Annotated in this window: 14 protein-coding genes and 1 other RNA gene; 12 read left to right on the plus strand and 3 right to left on the minus strand. The window is 72.3% G+C overall.

All coding sequences use genetic code 11. The features are described from left to right. Positions 1-134: 134 nt before the first annotated feature. From EDF53_RS05755 to EDF53_RS05795, 9 genes are all read left to right on the plus strand, one after another. Entirely contained in the window at positions 135-2,792 is a 2,658-nt protein-coding gene (locus EDF53_RS05755) for a phosphoenolpyruvate carboxylase (RefSeq protein ID WP_123292659.1), read from the plus strand. Positions 2,793-3,118: 326 nt separating this feature from the next. Continuing rightward, positions 3,119-4,327: a multidrug effflux MFS transporter gene (locus EDF53_RS05760; RefSeq protein ID WP_235036022.1), complete on the plus strand. Its 1,209-nt coding sequence runs from the start codon at positions 3,119-3,121 to the stop codon at positions 4,325-4,327. Positions 4,328-4,387: 60 nt separating this feature from the next. Beyond that, positions 4,388-4,723, plus strand: a complete 336-nt coding sequence (locus EDF53_RS05765; RefSeq protein ID WP_123292661.1) for an STAS domain-containing protein — start codon at positions 4,388-4,390, stop codon at positions 4,721-4,723. Then, entirely contained in the window at positions 4,723-5,136 is a 414-nt protein-coding gene (locus EDF53_RS05770) for an ATP-binding protein (RefSeq protein ID WP_123292662.1), read from the plus strand. Before EDF53_RS05765 ends, EDF53_RS05770 begins: the two co-directional genes overlap by 1 nt. 113 nt (positions 5,137-5,249) lie before the next feature. Then, positions 5,250-6,209 (plus strand): AraC family transcriptional regulator, encoded by a 960-nt coding sequence (locus tag EDF53_RS05775; protein ID WP_123292663.1) that lies wholly within the window; start codon positions 5,250-5,252, stop codon positions 6,207-6,209. A gap of 29 nt (positions 6,210-6,238) precedes the next feature. After that, the gene (locus EDF53_RS05780) at positions 6,239-6,817 is read left to right on the plus strand and encodes an alpha/beta hydrolase (RefSeq protein ID WP_123292664.1); all 579 of its coding nucleotides are present in this window, start codon (positions 6,239-6,241) and stop codon (positions 6,815-6,817) included. Positions 6,818-6,935: 118 nt separating this feature from the next. Then, positions 6,936-8,018, plus strand: coding sequence for a hypothetical protein (locus EDF53_RS05785; RefSeq protein ID WP_123292665.1), 1,083 nt, complete (start codon positions 6,936-6,938; stop codon positions 8,016-8,018). 71 nt (positions 8,019-8,089) lie between these two features. Then, the gene (locus EDF53_RS05790) at positions 8,090-8,935 is read left to right on the plus strand and encodes a Nif3-like dinuclear metal center hexameric protein (RefSeq protein ID WP_123292666.1); all 846 of its coding nucleotides are present in this window, start codon (positions 8,090-8,092) and stop codon (positions 8,933-8,935) included. Positions 8,936-8,937: 2 nt separating this feature from the next. Further along, positions 8,938-9,672 (plus strand): zinc ribbon domain-containing protein, encoded by a 735-nt coding sequence (locus EDF53_RS05795; protein WP_123292667.1) that lies wholly within the window; start codon positions 8,938-8,940, stop codon positions 9,670-9,672. Between the two features lie 201 nt (positions 9,673-9,873). Here EDF53_RS05795 and rnpB read toward each other — a convergent pair. From rnpB to map, 3 genes are all read right to left on the minus strand, one after another. Then, an RNA gene (rnpB, locus tag EDF53_RS05800) (RNase P RNA component class A) lies at positions 9,874-10,234 on the minus strand. Between the two features lie 252 nt (positions 10,235-10,486). Then, complete coding sequence (ppgK, locus tag EDF53_RS05805) at positions 10,487-11,236, minus strand: polyphosphate--glucose phosphotransferase (RefSeq protein WP_111087008.1); 750 nt, start codon at positions 11,234-11,236, stop codon at positions 10,487-10,489. A 75-nt stretch (positions 11,237-11,311) separates the two neighbouring features. Next, on the minus strand, positions 11,312-12,175 hold the full coding sequence (gene map / locus EDF53_RS05810) for a type I methionyl aminopeptidase (RefSeq protein WP_123292854.1): 864 nt from the start codon (positions 12,173-12,175) through the stop codon (positions 11,312-11,314). A 184-nt stretch (positions 12,176-12,359) separates the two neighbouring features. Between map and EDF53_RS05815 the strand changes: the two genes are divergently transcribed. From EDF53_RS05815 to EDF53_RS05825, 3 genes are all read left to right on the plus strand, one after another. After that, complete coding sequence (locus EDF53_RS05815) at positions 12,360-12,539, plus strand: SPOR domain-containing protein (RefSeq protein WP_123292668.1); 180 nt, start codon at positions 12,360-12,362, stop codon at positions 12,537-12,539. 120 nt (positions 12,540-12,659) lie between these two features. Beyond that, a complete protein-coding gene (gene glnA / locus EDF53_RS05820) occupies positions 12,660-13,997 on the plus strand; it encodes a type I glutamate--ammonia ligase (RefSeq protein WP_111087010.1) in 1,338 nt (445 codons plus the stop codon). A 13-nt stretch (positions 13,998-14,010) separates the two neighbouring features. Beyond that, positions 14,011-16,962 carry a bifunctional [glutamine synthetase] adenylyltransferase/[glutamine synthetase]-adenylyl-L-tyrosine phosphorylase gene (locus tag EDF53_RS05825; protein WP_123292669.1) on the plus strand — a complete coding sequence of 984 codons (2,952 nt, stop codon included), beginning with the start codon at positions 14,011-14,013 and terminating at the stop codon, positions 16,960-16,962. The last annotated feature ends 248 nt before the right edge of the window (positions 16,963-17,210 follow it).

A 17,210-nucleotide genomic window follows, 5' to 3' on the forward strand; every position in this document is an offset into this window, starting at 1 on the left:
CGCGCTGCGCGCGCGTCCGCGTTCCGGGCGCCCTGCCCGCTGGTCCGTCCGGACGGTCGACGTCACGGGTGGCCGCGGGCCGATACGCTGCTCGGAGCCGGGACGGTGTTCCCGGACGACCCCGAAAGGACCCCATGACGGCGATCGACGGATCGGCGCGCCATGAGCGCGCTCGGGACGACGTCAGCGGCGCGGTCGACAGTGACCTGCGCGCCGACGTGCGCTACCTCGGCAACCTGCTCGGCCGGGTGCTGCGCGAGAACGGTGGCGACGAACTGCTGCGTGACGTGGAGTCGCTGCGTGCGGCCGTGATCGACGCCTACGAGGGCGACCACGCCGAGGGTGCTGCCCGCGCGCAGACCCTCGTGTCCGCGATGTCGGCCGAGCGCGCCGAAGCGGTGGCGCAGGCCTTCACGACGTACTTCCACCTCACGAACCTGGCCGAGGAGCACCACCGCGTGCGGGTGCTCCGGCAGCGCGGCGACGACGGCGGCCTGGCCGGCGACTCGTTCCCGGCGACCTACGCGGAACTCGTGGCCGAGGTCGGCGAGGCCGAGGCGGCCGAGCGACTCCGGACGCTGCGGTTCCACCCGGTGCTGACCGCACACCCGACCGAGGCCCGCCGTCGTGCGGTCACCACGGGCGTGCGGCGCATCACGGACCTCATCGACGAGCGCGACCGCTCGAAGAACGCCACGGCACGTGCCGAGAACGAGCGACGGCTGCTCGAGGAGATCACGACGCTCCTGCGCACGTCGCCGCTCCGCACGACCCGTCCGACCCCGCTCGACGAAGTCCGCACCGCCATGAGCGTCTTCGACCAGACGCTGTTCGAGATCGTCCCGCAGGTCTACCGCCTGCTCGACGACCGGCTGCAGGGCGACGACGCCGGTCGCGCACCGGTGACGGCGCCCGCGTTCGTGCGGTTCGGCACCTGGATCGGTGGCGACCGCGACGGCAACCCGCACGTGACCGCCGACATCACGCGCCAGGCTGCGGAGATCGCGGCCGAGCACATCCTGATCGGGCTCACCCGTGCCACCACCCGCATCGGCAGCGCCCTGACCCTCGACGCGAGCGACACCCCGGCCGACGCCGGGCTCACCGCGCTCGTGGCGGCGCAGGAGTCACTCGACCCGGGCATCGCCGAGCGCATCGGCGTCCGCGCCCCGAACGAGACCCACCGCCGCGCGCTCCTGTTCACGGCCGCGCGCATCGACGCCACCCGCCAGGGCACGACGCCGCTCGCGTACGACGGCCCGGACGCCCTGCTCGCCGACCTCCGGACGATCCAGGCGTCGCTCGTCGCCGCCGGCGCGATCCGGCCGGCGAACGGTGAGCTGCAGAACCTCATCTGGCAGGTCGAGACCTTCGGGTTCCACCTGGCCGAGCTCGAGGTCCGGCAGCACTCGCAGGTGCACCGCACGGCCCTGGCGGAGATCCGGGCCGGCGGCGCGCTGAGCGAGACCACCGAAGAGGTCCTCGCGGTCTTCCGGACCATCGCCGACCTGCAGGACCGCTACGGCGTCCGCGCCGCCAGCCGGTACATCGTGTCCTTCACGCAGTCGGCGGCGGACCTGGCGAACGTGCACGAGCTCGCCGTCGCCGCACTCGGCTCGCCCGAGGCCGCGCCGGTGCTCGACGTCATCCCGCTGTTCGAGACCTTCGCCGACCTGCACGCCAGCGTCGACATCCTCGACGAGGCCGTCCGCACCGAGACGTTCCAGCGTCGCCTGGCCGCGACCGGCCGTCGGCTCGAGGTCATGCTCGGCTACTCGGACTCGTCGAAGGACGTCGGTCCGGTCTCCGCGAACCTGGCGCTCTACGACGCCCAGGCCCGCATCGCCGACTGGGCGCGGGACAACGAGGTCGAGCTCACCCTGTTCCACGGTCGCGGCGGTTCGCTCGGCCGCGGCGGCGGGCCGGCCAACGAGGCCGTCCTCGCGCAGCCGCCGGGATCGATCGACGGTCGCCTGAAGCTCACCGAACAGGGCGAGGTCATCTTCGCGCAGTACGGCGACCAGGACATCGCGGCCCGTCACCTCGAGCAGATGGCCTCGGCCACCCTGTTCGCGTCGTCGCCGTCCAACGAGGCGCGCACGGCCGCTGCGGCCACCCGGTTCGCCGACCTCGCGCAGCAGCTGGACGACGTCTCGCGCGTCGCGTTCTACGACCTGGTCAAGGCGGACGGGTTCGCTCCGTGGTTCGCGCGGGTCACCCCGATGGAGGAGATCGGTCTGCTCCCGCTCGGCTCCCGCCCGGCCCGCCGCGGGCTGTCGGTCGAGTCGCTCGAGGACCTCCGAGCGATCCCGTGGGTGTTCTCGTGGACCCAGGCGCGGATCAACCTGGCCGGTTGGTACGGGCTCGGTTCCGCGCTCGAGGCGGTCGGTGACGTCGACGTCCTGCGTGCCGCCTACGCCGAGTGGCCGCTGTTCGGCGCGATGATCAAGAACGTCGAGATGTCGCTCGCGAAGACCGACGAGCACATCGCCCGCCGGTACCTCGAGCTCGCCGACCGCGACGACCTCGCCGCCAAGGTCCTCGACGAGATGACGCGGACCCGTGACTGGGTGCTCCGGATCTCGGGTGGCAGCGACGTGCTCGAGGACCGTCCGGTCCTGGCCCGGGCCGTGCGCCTGCGCAGCCCGTACGTCGACGCCCTGTCGCACCTGCAGCTCCGCGCGCTCCGGTCCATCCGGACGACGGGCAGCACCGATCCGACGGACGCCGACCACCGTCTGCTCCTGCTCACCGTGAACGGGATCGCCGCCGGCCTTCAGAACACCGGCTGACGCCGGCCGGTCCGCCCCGGCCGGCCCGGCCCCGCACCGCCGAGTGGTCACCAACCGTCGGCTCCGTCGTCGCCGCGCGACCGTTCGCGACCACTCGGCGGACGTGAGCGGCGCGCCGTGACCGCTCGCCGTGGCGGACGGGAGGCCCGTGGCGGCGCTGTCCCGGGCCTCCCGTCCGGCGCCGCGCACGTCCAGGGCTGCACCGTCGAGCGTTCACGCGACGTCGGCTGCCCGGTCGCCGCGCGACGGTCCGCGACCACTCGGCGGACGTGAGCTGCACGCCGTACCCCCGTCGAATCGATTCGGGTGCGCGTAGCGTGTCGGTCGTGACGACGGAGCGCACCCGGAAGCCGACCACGACCACCCTGCCGCCGATCGTGCCGCTGGCCCTGATCGTCGGGGTGTCGCCGTTCGCCACCGACATGTACATCCCGGCGCTCCCGCAGATCGCCCACGACCTCGGCACGACCCCCGGTGCCGTGCAGTTGTCGCTCACGGCGTTCCTCGTCGCCTTCGCGGTCGGGCAGTTGCTCGTCGGACCCGTCAGCGACGGGGTCGGTCGGCGGCCGATGCTCGTCGTCGGCACCGCGGTGTTCGCGCTCGCCTCGGTCGGGTGCGCCCTCGCGCCGGACGTCGTCACGCTCGTCCTCGCCCGGATCGCCCAGGGGCTCGGCGGAGCAGCCGGAGCGGTCGCAGGCCGGGCGATGGTGTCGGACGTGGCGAGTGGGACCCGGATGGCGAAGGTCTTCGGCACGCTCGCCGCGATCAACGCGATCGGCCCCGTCGTGGCACCGCTGGCCGGAGGCGCCGTGCTGACGTTCGGCACGTGGCGGATCATGTTCGTCGTGCTGGCGGTGCTCGGCGCACTGTTCTTCGCGATGGTGGTGCTGCGGTTCCGCGAGACCCTGCCGCCGGAGCGACGCGGGGGCGTGGGCTTCGCCGCGAACGGTCGACGCATCCGCGAGCTGCTGGCGATCCCGCGGTTCCGGGCCTACGTGCTGAGCGGGGTGCTGTCCACCGTGGGGTTCTTCGCGTACATCGCGACCAGCTCGTTCGTGTTCCAGACCCAGTTCGGCTTCTCCGAGGGCATGTACACGCTGGTCTTCGCCACGAACGCCTCGATGATGATCGTCACCACGCTGGTGTTCGGCCGGGTCGTCGGACGGTTCTCCGAGGACTCCCTGCTCACCGTCGGACTGCTCGTCGGCACCGCGGGCGCGGCGGCGGTCCTCGTCTCGGCGCTGCTCGACCTCGGTCCGGTGCCGGTCTGGTGCGCCCTCGCGGTCGTCACGGGTGCGTGGGGCTTCGTGCTGCCCGCGGCGATGACCCGGACGCAGCACGTCGGGGCTGCGCACCCGGGGACGGCCGCGGCCCTGCAGGGCGGCCTGACGTTCGGGATCGGCGGCCTCGGGACACCGCTCGCCGGCGCGCTCGGCGGGACCGCGCTGGCGATGGGCGGGGTCATGGCAGCGCTCATGGCCGCAGCCGTCGTGGTGCAGGTCACCGCGACGCGTCGGGACCGCAGCGGGACCTGACGCGGCGGAGCCGGTAGGTTGCTGGTTGCAAGGCGCACCGATCAGAGGAGACCACCCGGCATGGACATCGTCGTACACGAAGCGCAGCCCGACACCGCGGTACTCGAGTGCAGCGGGCGCCTCAACATGGTGTCCGCCCCCGAGTTCCGCGAGGCGGTCGCGAAGGTTGTCGACAACGGACGTGCCCGCGTCGTGGTCGAGCTCTCCGGTGTCGAGTTCATGGACTCGTCCGGGCTCGGCGCGCTGGTCGGCAGCCTGAAGACCGCGCGGCAGGCGGGCGGCGACCTCCGCATCGCAGCGCCGTCCGAGCAGGTGCAGATGGTCCTGCAGCTCTCCAACATCGACAAGATCCTCCGCACGTACCCCGACGGGGACGCTGCGGTCACCGACTGGTGATGACCGCCCCGGCTGCCGAGCACACGCTCGCGTTGTCGTGCCCGCCGGACGACGTGTCCGCCGTGCACGAGTTCCTGGCGGGCGTGTGGCAGCACGAGCCCACGGTCTCCGTCGAGGACCGGATGGCCCTCGAACTCGCGATCGTCGAACTGACCTCGAACGTGATCGAGCACGGGACACGCCCGGAGGGCGTCTCCTGCCGCCTGCGCCTCGAGATCGGAGCGGACCGGTTCGCCGCACTGCTCTCCGACGACGGCGTCGCCGCCGCCGTGGACACCGAGTCGGCCGAGTTGCCCGACGGACTCGCCGAGAGCGGCCGCGGACTCGCCCTGGTCCGGATGGTCGTGGACGACCTGCGGTACGAGCGGATCGCCGACGAGAACCGGTGGACGGTCCTGCGCGCCCGTCACTGACCGCCACCACGCGACCGGTCGCTTCATCCGTCTCGCGCACTCCGTGGGCCACAATCCGCAAGGTGCCGCGGGGGATTCCCGGGGTTCCTGGCCGCCGTGTCACGATTCGCGCGATGACAGCCGAACCGGATCCCAGGATCAGCTTCGAGACGTCGGGGGCCGATCTCGACGCTGCCGTGCACATGTACGAGGACGCCTACGCCAGTGTGGGCTTCACCGCGACCCGCACGGAGCGTCCGTTCGCGTACCGTTTCCGCGTCGTCGGCGACGACGTGATGTCGTTCCGCTCGACCCGGTTCGACGCCCGCATGCAGGGTGAGCTGGACGTCCGCGACGAGTACGTCGTCATGTGGATCACGGACGGCGGCGGGCGCGTCGACATCGGCCGGCAAGAGGTCGCGTTCACGCCCGCCACCCCGATGATGTTCCCGACCGGCCGTCCCTTCGCCTTCGACCTGCAGGACGTCCGGCAGAGCCTGGTGCAGTTCGACCGCACCGCCCTGGAGCGCGTCGCGGCCGAGGTCCACGGTGCGCAGCCGGGTCCGCTCGTCTTCGACCACACGGCGACGCCGCGCACGGCCGACCTGCGGGGCTGGAACGTGCAGGTCCAGCGTGCCGCGGCGGTCGTGCTCGGTCGGGCGTCGGTCAGTTCGCTCGCCCTGGCCGAGGTCGCACGGGACACCGCCCAGTCCCTGCTCCGGACCTTCCCGCACAAGCTGCTGGCCCCGGACGTCCCCCTGCCGCAGGGCGCCACGGGCCGTGTCCGCGAGGCCGTCGAGTACATGCACGCCTTCGCGCACACGCCGATCTCGACCACCGACGTCGCCGAGCACGTCGGGCTGAGCGTCCGCGGCCTGCAGCAGGCGTTCCAGCGGCAGGTCGGCACGGCCCCGAACGCGATGCTGCGCGGGATCCGTCTCGACCGGGTGCGCGAGGAGCTCCGCCGTGCGTCGACGGGCGACCTGACCGTGGCGAGCGTGGCGATGCGGTGGGGCTTCGCGCACCTCGGTCGGTTCTCGGCGGCGTACGCAGCGCGCTTCTCCGAGTACCCGCGCGACACACTGCAGCGCTAGGTCCGTCCGGGGTTCGCTACGCTGCCCGGGTGAGCAGACCTCGACCGTGGGTGATCGTGCCCGGGATCTGGAACTCCGACGCGGAGCACTGGCAGTCCGTCTGGCAGCGGGAGCGTGGCGACGACGCCGTCCGCATCGCACCGGCGTCCTGGGGTGAGCCGGACCCGGGGGACTGGCGAGACGCCATCTCCCGCGCGGTCGCGTCGTGCGCCGAACCGCCGGTGCTCGTCGCGCACAGCCTGGGGGTCCTCGCCGTCGCCGATTGGCTCGCAGCAGCTGCCGCCGCGGGCGCCGCCGGTCCCGCCGTCGCCGGCGCCTTCCTCGTCGCGCCGCCGGACCCCGCGGCACCGGGCTTCCCCGCGGCCGCCTCCGGGTTCCCCGCGCCCCGCCCGATCCCGGCCGGCACCGCAGCGGCCCGCGTTCCGACCCGCCTGGTGGTGAGCGACGACGACCCGTACTGCACCGCCGACCGTGCTCTGGCGTTCGCGGAGACGATGGGGGCCGCGGTACTCCGGGTCGGCCCGCTCGGCCACGTCAACGTCGCCAGCGGTGTCGGCGCCTGGCCCGCCGGTCGGGAGCTCCTCGGCGCGTTCGAGCGGACGCTCTGACCCGACCCCCGGGGCGACGGGCGACACGCCGTTCACGTTCGGGGCGATATGGCAGGGATTGCTGCGACACACCGCGGATGTCCCGAGTTTCGGCGCGCGCGATATTTATCCTTCGGACATGGAGACCCAGTCCGGTGCACGCACCCCCCTCGTCGACCCGTTCGGTCGCGAGGTCGAGGAGTGGCTCCGCGACGCCCCGGCGACGCGCACGCCGTACGTGGCGGACCTCGTGGTCCCGCCCGTCACCGGCCCGGTGCAGCGCCCCGGCGCCGTGGCCGACGCCACCGCCGTCCAGACGCCGGACCCCAGCAGCGCGGCTGCAGCAGTCGCCGCGCCCGAAGCCAGCACCGCGCCCGAAGCCAGCACCGCGCCCGAAGCCAGCACCGCGCCCGCAGCCCCCGCGTTCCGCCGCGACCGTGCCCGGCACGCCGCCGTCTGCGCCCCGTCGTTCCCCGAACCGCCGGAGCGCCTCGCCCTGCGCATCGAGGACCTCGCGATCGAGGTCTCGTCGTCCACCGGTCGCAGCACCATCGAGCGGATCGTCCTGCTCGAGGACGAGGTCCGCCGCCGCGACGAGGACCTCGCCCGCCTCGCCGCCTGGGAGGCCACCGTCGACGGCGCGGACGACCCCGAGGTCACCGCAGCCCGGGCCTTCGCCCAGACCGTCTTCGCGGACCTGCTCGAGGACGCCGCCGCCGAGTCGGACCGTCGCGACCGCGCAGCCGCCCGCCGTGCCGCGACCGCTCCGGTCGCCGTCGTGACCGGCGTCGCCCCCGCTCCCACGGTGGCCGTGGTCCGCCCCGCACCGGCGGCAGCAGCCGCACCGGGAGCCGACGTCGTCAGGGCGACACCGGCCGTGGCGCTGGTCGCCCCGGAACGCGACGAGCCCGTGCGACCGGTGCTGGGCCTCCCGGCCGTGTCGCCGGTGTCCGCGAACACGCGACCCACCCCGCTCGTCCAGCCCGCCACCGGGCCGACGGTCATCGACCGTGCCGCGTTCGCAGCCGCCCTCACCGCCCACCAGGGCACGACCGCGAGCACGCCCGTCGTGCTGCCGGACGCGATCGCCGTGCCCGTCGTCGATACGGCCGCACCGGCGAGCGTCGACACCGAAACCGAAACCGGCACCGACGAGCCGGCCCGGCCCGGCTGGTGGTCGCGACTCGTCGCCGGCCTGCTCCGTGCGCTCGGTCGCCGCTGACCGGGAGGCCCGGATCACCCCGCGCGGACCGGCTGCCGGTGCCGACGCGGTCGCCTCGGTAGACTGACCGGATGCCGACGCTCCGCGAACTCCAGGCCGTGATCGAAGACCTGTGGCCCGCCGCAGGAGCCGAGTCGTGGGACGCCGTCGGACTGGTCGCCGGCGACCCGGACGCCACCGTCGAGCACGTCCACCTGGCCGTCGACGCCGTCCCCGCGACCGCACGTGAAGCGGTCGAGCTCGGTGCCGGGCTCCTCCTCACGCACCACCCGTTGCTCCTGCGCGGCGTCACGACGATCGCCGAGTCGACCTACAAGGGCAGCGTCCTCGCGACCCTCGTACGCGGCGGCAGTGCACTGATCGCGGCCCACACCAACGCCGATGTCGTCACCACGGGGACCTCGGCCGTGCTCGCCGACCGGATCGGCCTGACCGACCAGCGACCGCTCGACGCCGGAGCCGACCCCGCGACGGGCATCGGCCGCGCCGGGGTCCTCGCCGAGGGCATGACCCTCGGCGCCCTGGCACGGAAGCTCGTCGACCTGCTGCCGCCCACCGCGACCGGGGTCCGGGTGTCCGGCGACTTCGACCAGCCCGTGCGCACCGTGGCACTGTGCGCCGGAGCGGGGGACTCGCTGCTCGGCCACCCTGCCGTCCTCGCTGCCGACGTGTACATCACGAGCGACCTCCGCCACCACCCGGCGTCCGAGTTCCGCGAGCAGGCACTGCTCGGCGGCGGTCCCGCCCTCATCGACACCTCGCACTGGGCCACCGAGTGGCTCTGGCTCGACGTCGCGGCCGCGCAACTGCGCCAGGCTGCCGGCGTCCGGGTCACCGTGAGCGACCTCCGCACCGACCCGTGGGACTTCGCGGTCCTGCCGGCGGCAGAACCCACCACCCCCACTGAAGGAGTCTGACCATGAAGGCAGCACCCGAGGACCAGGTCATCCTCCTCGACGTCCAACGACTCGACAACGACGTCACCCGCATCGCGCACCGCATCACGTCGCTGCAGAAGGGCGACCAGCTCACCGGACTCGGCACCAAGGCCGCCGGGCTGCGCAGCGAACTCGTCGCCGCGACCGGCCTGGTCGAGGACGCCGAACGCGAACTCGCCCGCCTCGAGTCCGACACCGCCACCGCGCAGGCCCGCGTCGAACGCGACACCACGATGCTGCAGAACGTGTCGAACTCGAAGGACGCGGCCGGGCTGCAGAACGAGCTCGAGTCGCTCCAGCGCCGCATCGGTGGGCTCGAGACCGCCGAGCTCGAGGTCATGGAGAACCTCGACGGCCTCCGCGCCCGGGTCGGCGACATCGAGGCGCAGCTCGCCGACGTCGAGGCCGCCCGCTCCGGCCTGGTCGCCGAGCGTGACGCCGAGATCGCGCGGCTGTCGTCCGACCGTGCCTCTGCCGAGCAGGCCCGGGCCGACGTCGCCGCGAAGGTGCCGGCCGAGCTGCTCGCGCTCTACGACCGGCAGCGTGCCCGCTACGGCTTCGGTGCGTCGCTGCTGCAGGGTGGGGTGTCGACGGCGTCGGGCGTGGCGCTGAACAACTCCGACCTGCAGGACATCCGCCGGGCCGCCCCGGACGACGTGGTGCTGTGCCCGGACAGCGACGCGATCCTGGTGCGGACGGCCGAGTCCGGGCTGTAGCGCGCCGCGGCGTTCGCACGGCGCGAACCCCGCACGGTGCGAGGGGCCCGTCCGGTGCGAGCCCCGCACGGTGCGAGGGGCCCGTCCGGTGCGAGGTTCCGTACTCGGTGAGAGGCGCCCGGCGCCGCACGGAGTACGGAACCCCGCACGGAATCGTCCGCTCCTCGCACGGTGCGAGGGAGCGGACGACGAGCAGTGGGGCGAATGGGCCGGCCGTACGCCGGGTTCTGTCCCGCCGCTTGCACGGCGGTGACGGCCATCTCTCTCGGACCGACGTTGCCGTCGGCCTCCAGCGGTCTACCCGAGGACTCGGCGAGCAGCCTCAGCGTCCTCTGTCTGACCTTGCTCCGGGCGAGGTTTACCGAGCGGATCCGGTCACCCGGACCCCTGGTGGTCTCTTACACCACCGTTTCACCCTTACCGACGTTGCCGCCGGCGGTCTGCTTTCTGTGGCACTGTCTCGCGGATTGCTCCGGGTGGGTGTTACCCACCGCCCTGCTCTGTGGAGCCCGGACGTTCCTCGGCACTCCCGGGGGAGTGACGCGACCGTCTCACCGACCCATTCGCAGGTTCGAGTGTACCGGCCCCGTGCCCGTGCCCGTGCCGGCCCGCGCCCCCGCCCGTGCCCCGAGGTTCCGAGATCTCGGCATGTCGGCGCGCACGAGGGGGCTCCGTGGAACCTCGGCGCACCGCAGGCGGCGAGTCGTGGAACCTCGGCGCCAGCGGACGGGCGCGTCGAACCGCACCGAACGACTCCCACGCCGCACGGTGCGGGCCGGTGTGAGCGGGCTCGACCGTCCGACCGATCGCCGGGTCAGGCGCTCCGGGCAGCCAGGGTCGCGGCGCCGATGATGCCGGCGTTGTTGCGCAGCGTCGCGGGGATGATCTCCGCCTGCAGGTCGAGCAGCGGCAGGAACTCCTCGTACTGCTTCGACACGCCGCCGCCGACGACGAAGAGCTCGGGGGAGAGCAGGGCCTCGAGCGTCGAGTAGTAGGTCTGCAGGCGCTTCGCCCAGTGCTTCCACGACAGGTCGTCGCGCTCCTTGGCAGCGAAGGACGCGCGCGACTCGGCGTCGTGCCCGTCGATCTCCAGGTGTCCGAGCTCCGAGTTCACGATGAGCACACCGTCGTTGATGAGTGCGCTGCCGATCCCGGTGCCGAGCGTCGTGACGATCACCAGGCCGTCCTTGCCCTTCGCCGCGCCGAACTGCTGCTCGGCGAACCCGGCGGCGTCGGCGTCGTTGACGAAGTGGATCGCGCGGCCGAGCTCCTTCTCGAACAGCGCTTCGGCCTCGAAGCCGATCCACTTCTTCGAGACGTTCGCAGCAGACATGGTCTTGCCGTCCCGCACGATCGCGGGGAAGCACACGCCGACGGGGACGTCGGCCGCGGGGGCGAGCTCGTCGAGGATCGAGGCGACGACGGCGGTGATGTCGTGGGGCTTCCCGCCCTCCGGGGTGGCCTTCTTGATGCGGTCCGTGGTCAGTTCACCGGACGCGACGTCGACGATCGCGCCCTTGATGCCCGTACCACCGATGTCGACGCCGACTGCGAGGGAGGTCATGAGGTTGTCGTGCCTTTCGGTTGCCTGCCGGAGTGCCCGGTCAGGAAGAGGGTCCCGTCAGGGAGACGGATCCGGTCAGGAGACGGTGAGGAGCTCCGCGCCGCGTTCGGTGACGACGAGGGTGTGCTCGAACTGCGCGGTCCACGACTTGTCGCGCGTCGAGACCGTCCAGTCGTCGGACCAGATGTCGGCCTCGATCCCGCCGAGGGTCAACATGGGCTCGATGGTGAACACCATGCCCTGCTCGATGACGTCGTCGTACTGCGGCGCGTCGTAGTGCGGGATGATCAGGCCGGAGTGGAAAGCACGACCGACACCGTGGCCGGTGTAGTCGCGGACGACGCCGTAGCCGAACCGCTTCGCGTACGCCTCGATGGCGCGGCCGATGACGTTCACCTGCCGGCCGGGGGCGACGGCCTTGATGCCGCGTCGGAGCGCCTCTTCGGTCCGCGTCACCAGGTCCGACACCTCCTGCGATGCCTGCCCGACGATGAACGTGCGGTTCGTGTCGCCGTGCATCCCGTCCTTGTAGGCGGTGATGTCGATGTTGACGAGGTCGCCCTCCTGCAGGACGGTGTCGTCCGGGATGCCGTGGCAGATCACCTCGTTGAGGCTCGAGCACAGCGACTTCGGGTACCCGCGGTACCCGAGCGTCGACGGGTAGGCGCCGTGTGCGACGACGAAGTCGTGGCCGATGCGGTCGAGTTCGTCGGTGGTCACGCCCGGACGGATCGCCGCGCCGACGGCGTCGATGGCCTGGGACGCGATGCGGCCGGCGGTGCGGATGCGCTCGACCTCGTCGGGGGAGTACGTGTCACCGAGGCCGTGCTCGTGCGGTTCGACCTTGCCGACGTACTCCGGGCGTTCGATGTCCTTCGGGACGGTCCGGAGCGGGGAGACGCGGCCGGCGGTCAGGTGTCCGTGTTCGTCCCGGGGCATGCCGACCACTCTAGCCGCGGCGCGACGCGCCGAGCGCAACCGCCCTCCGGTGCGGCCCGACGGGGTGGGCGTGACCGCCCTCGGGTGCGGCCCGACGGGGTGAGCGCGACTGCCTGGAGGCCCGGTGCCGGTCCGCCGGGCCGGCACCGGGCCTCCAGGCCGTCACCTGGGTACGGTGGGCGGCATGAGCGACGAACGCATCGAGTCCCAGTGGTGGTTCAACGACAAGACCGGTCAGGTCGAGCAGGGTCCGCAGTCCCCGCAGCGCGACCGCATCGGCCCGTTCGACACGCGCGAGGAAGCGCAGCACGCGCTCGACCGGATCGCGGCGAACAACGAGAAGTGGGACGCCGACGACCGGTGACGCACCGGCGACGGCACGGTGACGGACCACTGACGCGTCGCACGGCCCCGCGCACGCCGCGGGACCACTAGCCTGGGACGAGGCCCGCCCGCGGCCACCCGATACACGGAAAGGTCGTGCATGGACAAGCAGACGGACTTCGTGCTCCGCACCATCGAGGAGCGCGGCATCAAGTTCATCCGACTCTGGTTCACGGACGTCATCGGGACGCTGAAGTCGGTGGCGATCGCCCCGGCCGAGGTCGAGGGTGCCTTCGCCGAGGGCATCGGGTTCGACGGCTCCGCGATCGAGGGCCTGTCCCGCTCGTACGAGGCCGACGTGCTCGCGCACCCGGACCCCTCGACGTTCCAGATCCTGCCGTGGCGCGGCGAGGTCGACCCGACCGCGCGGATGTTCTGCGACATCACGACGCCGGACGGCCAGCCCGCCGTCGCCGACCCGCGCAACGTGCTGAAGCGCACGCTGGCCCGGGCGAGCGAGCGTGGCTTCACGTTCTACACGCACCCCGAGATCGAGTTCTACCTGCTCAAGAGCCGCGAGTGGAAGGACGGCGGGCCGCAACCCGTCGACCAGGCCGGCTACTTCGACAACGTCCCCGGTGGCAGCGCGCACGACTTCCGTCGCCGCTCGGTCCGGATGCTCGAGGACCTCGGCATCTCGGTGGAGTTCAGCCACCACGAGGCCGGGCCTGGCCAGAACGAGATCGACCTCCGCTACGCCGACGCACTGACGATGGCGGACAACATCATGACCTTCCGCACGGTCGTGAAAGAGGTCGCGATCGAGCAGGGCGTCTACGCGACGTTCATGCCGAAGCCGATCTCCGGCCAGCCGGGTTCGGGCATGCACACGCACGTCTCGCTCTTCGAGGGCGACCAGAACGCGTTCTACGAGGCCGGCGGCGAGTACCAGCTGTCCCGGACCGCCAAGCACTTCATCGCTGGTGTGCTCAAGCACGCACCCGAGATCACCGCGGTGACGAACCAGTTCGTGAACTCGTACAAGCGCCTCTGGGGTGGCGACGAGGCCCCGTCCTTCGTGACGTGGGGCCACAACAACCGTTCGGCGCTCGTGCGCGTGCCGCTGTACAAGCCCAACAAGGGGCAGTCCTCGCGCATCGAGTACCGCGGCATCGACTCGGCGGCGAACCCGTACCTGGCGTACTCGCTGCTGCTCGCTGCGGGGCTCAAGGGCATCGAGGAAGAGTACGAGCTGCCGGCCGAGGCGGAGCACGACGTCTGGAGCCTGACCGACGCCGAGCGTCGTGCCCTCGGGTACAGCCAGCTGCCGTCGAGCCTCGACCACGCCCTCAGCCTGATGGAGGACTCCGAGCTCGTCGCCGAGACGCTGGGCGAGCACGTGTTCAACTTCGTGCTCCTCAACAAGCGCCAGGAGTGGAAGCGCTACCGCGATCAGGTCACGCCGTTCGAGCTCGACACCAACCTCGGCGCCCTCTGAGCGAGCGCACCACATGACCGGTCGGACGACGTCGTCGCGTTCCGAGTTGGCCCGCCTGGGCTTCGCCGAGCTGTCGGAGAGCCTGGAGCGGATCGCTGACCTGGAGGCGCGGTTCGGCTCCGTCGTGCCGCTGCCGGTCAGCGGCACCCCGGCGCTCTGGGGCATCACCGCGGATCCCGACGGCGCGCTGCGGCTGCTGGAACGGCTGCTCGAGCGTGCTCCGGACGAGCTCCGCCCCGTCCTGACGGACGAGGCGGCGACGGAGCGGCTGATCCGCCTGCTCGGCGCCTCGGTCGGCCTCGGCGAGTTCCTGCACCGTCGTCCTGCCGAACTCGCACTGCTGCTCGAGCCCGTCGTCGCGCCGTGGTCGCAGGAGCGGTACACGGCGTCCCTGCTCGAGGCGATCGACGGCGCCACCGGCGAGGACGCACGGATGTGCCTGCGGGTGCGGTACCGCCGGCACCTCGCGCAGATCGCCCTGTACGACGTGCTGCACTCGTCGCCGACCGAGGCGTTCCCGGCCGTCGCTGCCGGACTGGCCGACCTGGCCGGGGCAGCGCTCGACGCCGCGGTCGACGTCGCCCGGCGCGAGGTGCCGTTCCCGGCCGCCGACGTCGCTGCGACCCCGCTCGCGGTGATCGCGATGGGCAAGGCCGGTGCACGCGAGCTCAACTACGTCAGCGACGTCGACGTCATCTTCGTCACCGAGGCCACCGACGACATCGGCACCGACCGTGCCGTCCGCATCGCGACGCGGATCGCGATCGCCGCGACCCACGCGATCACCGACCTGGCCGCCGAACCCGGTCTGTGGGAGGTCGACGCGAACCTGCGACCGGAGGGCAAGGACGGCGCCCTCGTCCGCACGCTCGACTCGCACGTCGCGTACTACGAGCGCTGGGCGAAGTCGTGGGAGTTCCAGGCGCTCCTCAAGGCCCGGCCGATCGCCGGCTCGGCCGACCTCGGCGCGCGCTACGCCGAGGCCGTCGCACCGTTCGTCTGGAGCTCGTCGGCGCGCCCCGGGTTCGTCGAGTCGGTGCAGCGGATGCGCGAGCGCGTCACCGACCACATCCCCGACGGCGAGGTCGACCGGCAGCTGAAGCTCGGTCCGGGCGGTCTGCGCGACGTCGAGTTCACCGTGCAGCTCCTGCAGCTCGTGCACGGTCGTGACGACGAGTCCGTGCGCGTCCGTTCCACCCTCGAGGCGATGGACGCCCTGACCGCCGCCGGGTACGTCGGACGCGCCGAGGCCGCCCACTTCGGTCCGGACTACGCGCTGCTCCGGGTGCTCGAGCACCGCATCCAGCTCCGTCGACTGCAGCGGACGCACCTGATGCCGACCGACGAGGAAGAACTCCGCGTCCTCGCCCGGTCGAGCGGTCTGGCCACCTCGGCCGCAGCCCTCGAGACCCGGTGGCGCGCGGTCAAGCTCGAGGTCCGCGGCCTGCACGAGCGGCTGTTCTACCGTCCGCTGCTGTCCGCCGTCGCCACGACCGAGGGCGAGATCGTGCTGACCGACGACCAGGTCGTCGACCGGCTCGCAGGCGTCGGGTTCGTCGACCCGCCCGGTGCGCTGCGGCACATCCGGGCGCTCACACAGGGCACGAGTCGACGTGCGGCGATCCAGCGGAACCTGCTGCCGGTGCTCCTGCGGTGGATGGCCGAGGGGCCGGCGCCAGACCGGGCCCTGCTGGCGTTCCGACGGCTCAGCGACACCCTGGGGGAGTCCAGCTGGTTCCTCCGGATGCTCCGCGACTCGTCCGGGGCTGCGCACTCACTGACCACCGTGCTGTCGGAGTCGGCGTTCCTGTCCGGTCTGCTCGAGCGGTTTCCGGAGGCCGTCGCCTGGCTCGACGAGCCCGAGTCGCTCCTGCGTGCCCGCCCGATGGACTCGTTGCTCGCCGAGATGACCGCGACGACCGCGCGGCACGGCAACGACGTCGACGGTGCGGCCAGTCTGCTGCGCTCGGCGCGCCGCCGCGAGACCCTCCGCCTCGGCATGGCCGCGGTGCTCGGCCACCTCGACGTGGACGCCCTGGGTGCTGCACTCAGCGACGTGACCGAGGCGACGCTCGCCGGTGCCCTCGCGCTCGCCCGACGGGACGCCCCCGCGGACTTCGAGTTCGGGATCGTCGCGATGGGCCGCTACGGCGGACGTGAGCTCGGCTTCGGCTCCGACGCCGACGTCCTCTACGTGTACCGCGCGCCGGACCTGGCGACCGAGGTGGCCTCCCGGACGGCACAGACCATCGTGCGCGAGCTGAACCGGCTCACTGAGGACACCGTCCACCCGCTCGACCTCGACATCGACCTGCGCCCCGAGGGGAAGAACGGGCCGGTGGCGCGCACGCTCGAGTCCTACGGCGCCTACTACGCCCGGTGGTCGCTGACGTGGGAGGCGCAAGCGCTGCTCCGTGCCCGCGGGGCAGTCGGCGACGACCAGCTGCTCCGGGACTTCGAGCACCTGGCCGACCGCACGCGCTACCCGGAACGGATCGACGAGAACGAGGTGCGCGAGGTCCGGCGCATCAAGGCCCGCGTCGAGTCCGAGCGGCTGCCACGTGGGGCCGATCCGGCTCGCCACCTGAAGCTCGGGCGCGGATCGCTCAGCGACGTCGAGTGGTTCGTCCAGCTCCTGCAGCTGCAGCACGCCCTCGAGTTCCCCGCGCTCCGCACGACCTCGACGCTCGAGGCACTCGACGGTGCCGTAGCTGCCGGGTTCGTCAGTGCCGACGACGGCGAGCGGCTCGGTGCGGCCTGGCGCTTCGCCTCGCGGACGCGCAGTGCGCTGGTGCTCTGGTCGGGGAAGACCACCGACGTCCTGCCCGTCGACCGAGTCCAGCTCGAGGGCGTCGCGCGGCTGATGGAGTACCCGCCCGGCTCGGCGAGCGAGCTCGAAGAGGACTACCTCGGCGTCACCCGACGTGCACGGCAGGTCTTCGAGCGCGAGTTCTACGGCGCCTAACGCGGCACCGACACGCCCGGGCGTGCTCCCCGGACGCGAAGGTGACGAGTCGTCGCAGGTTAATTCCCCGTGTCGCGCACCGTCCCCCGTTCGTTTCGGACTGTACCCCGATTCGGACAGACGGGTCCGTCGTTACTTCGCCGTGACCACCACGCCCCGGGCCGCCGGCAGACGTGCCAGAGGTCCGCGCCGACTCGCCCGGTGACCCTGTCGTGAACAGGGGTTTCCCGGTGCGGTGATCCGCGCCT

It is taken from the genome of Curtobacterium sp. PhB78, assembly GCF_003751685.1.
Taxonomy (GTDB): domain Bacteria; phylum Actinomycetota; class Actinomycetes; order Actinomycetales; family Microbacteriaceae; genus Curtobacterium.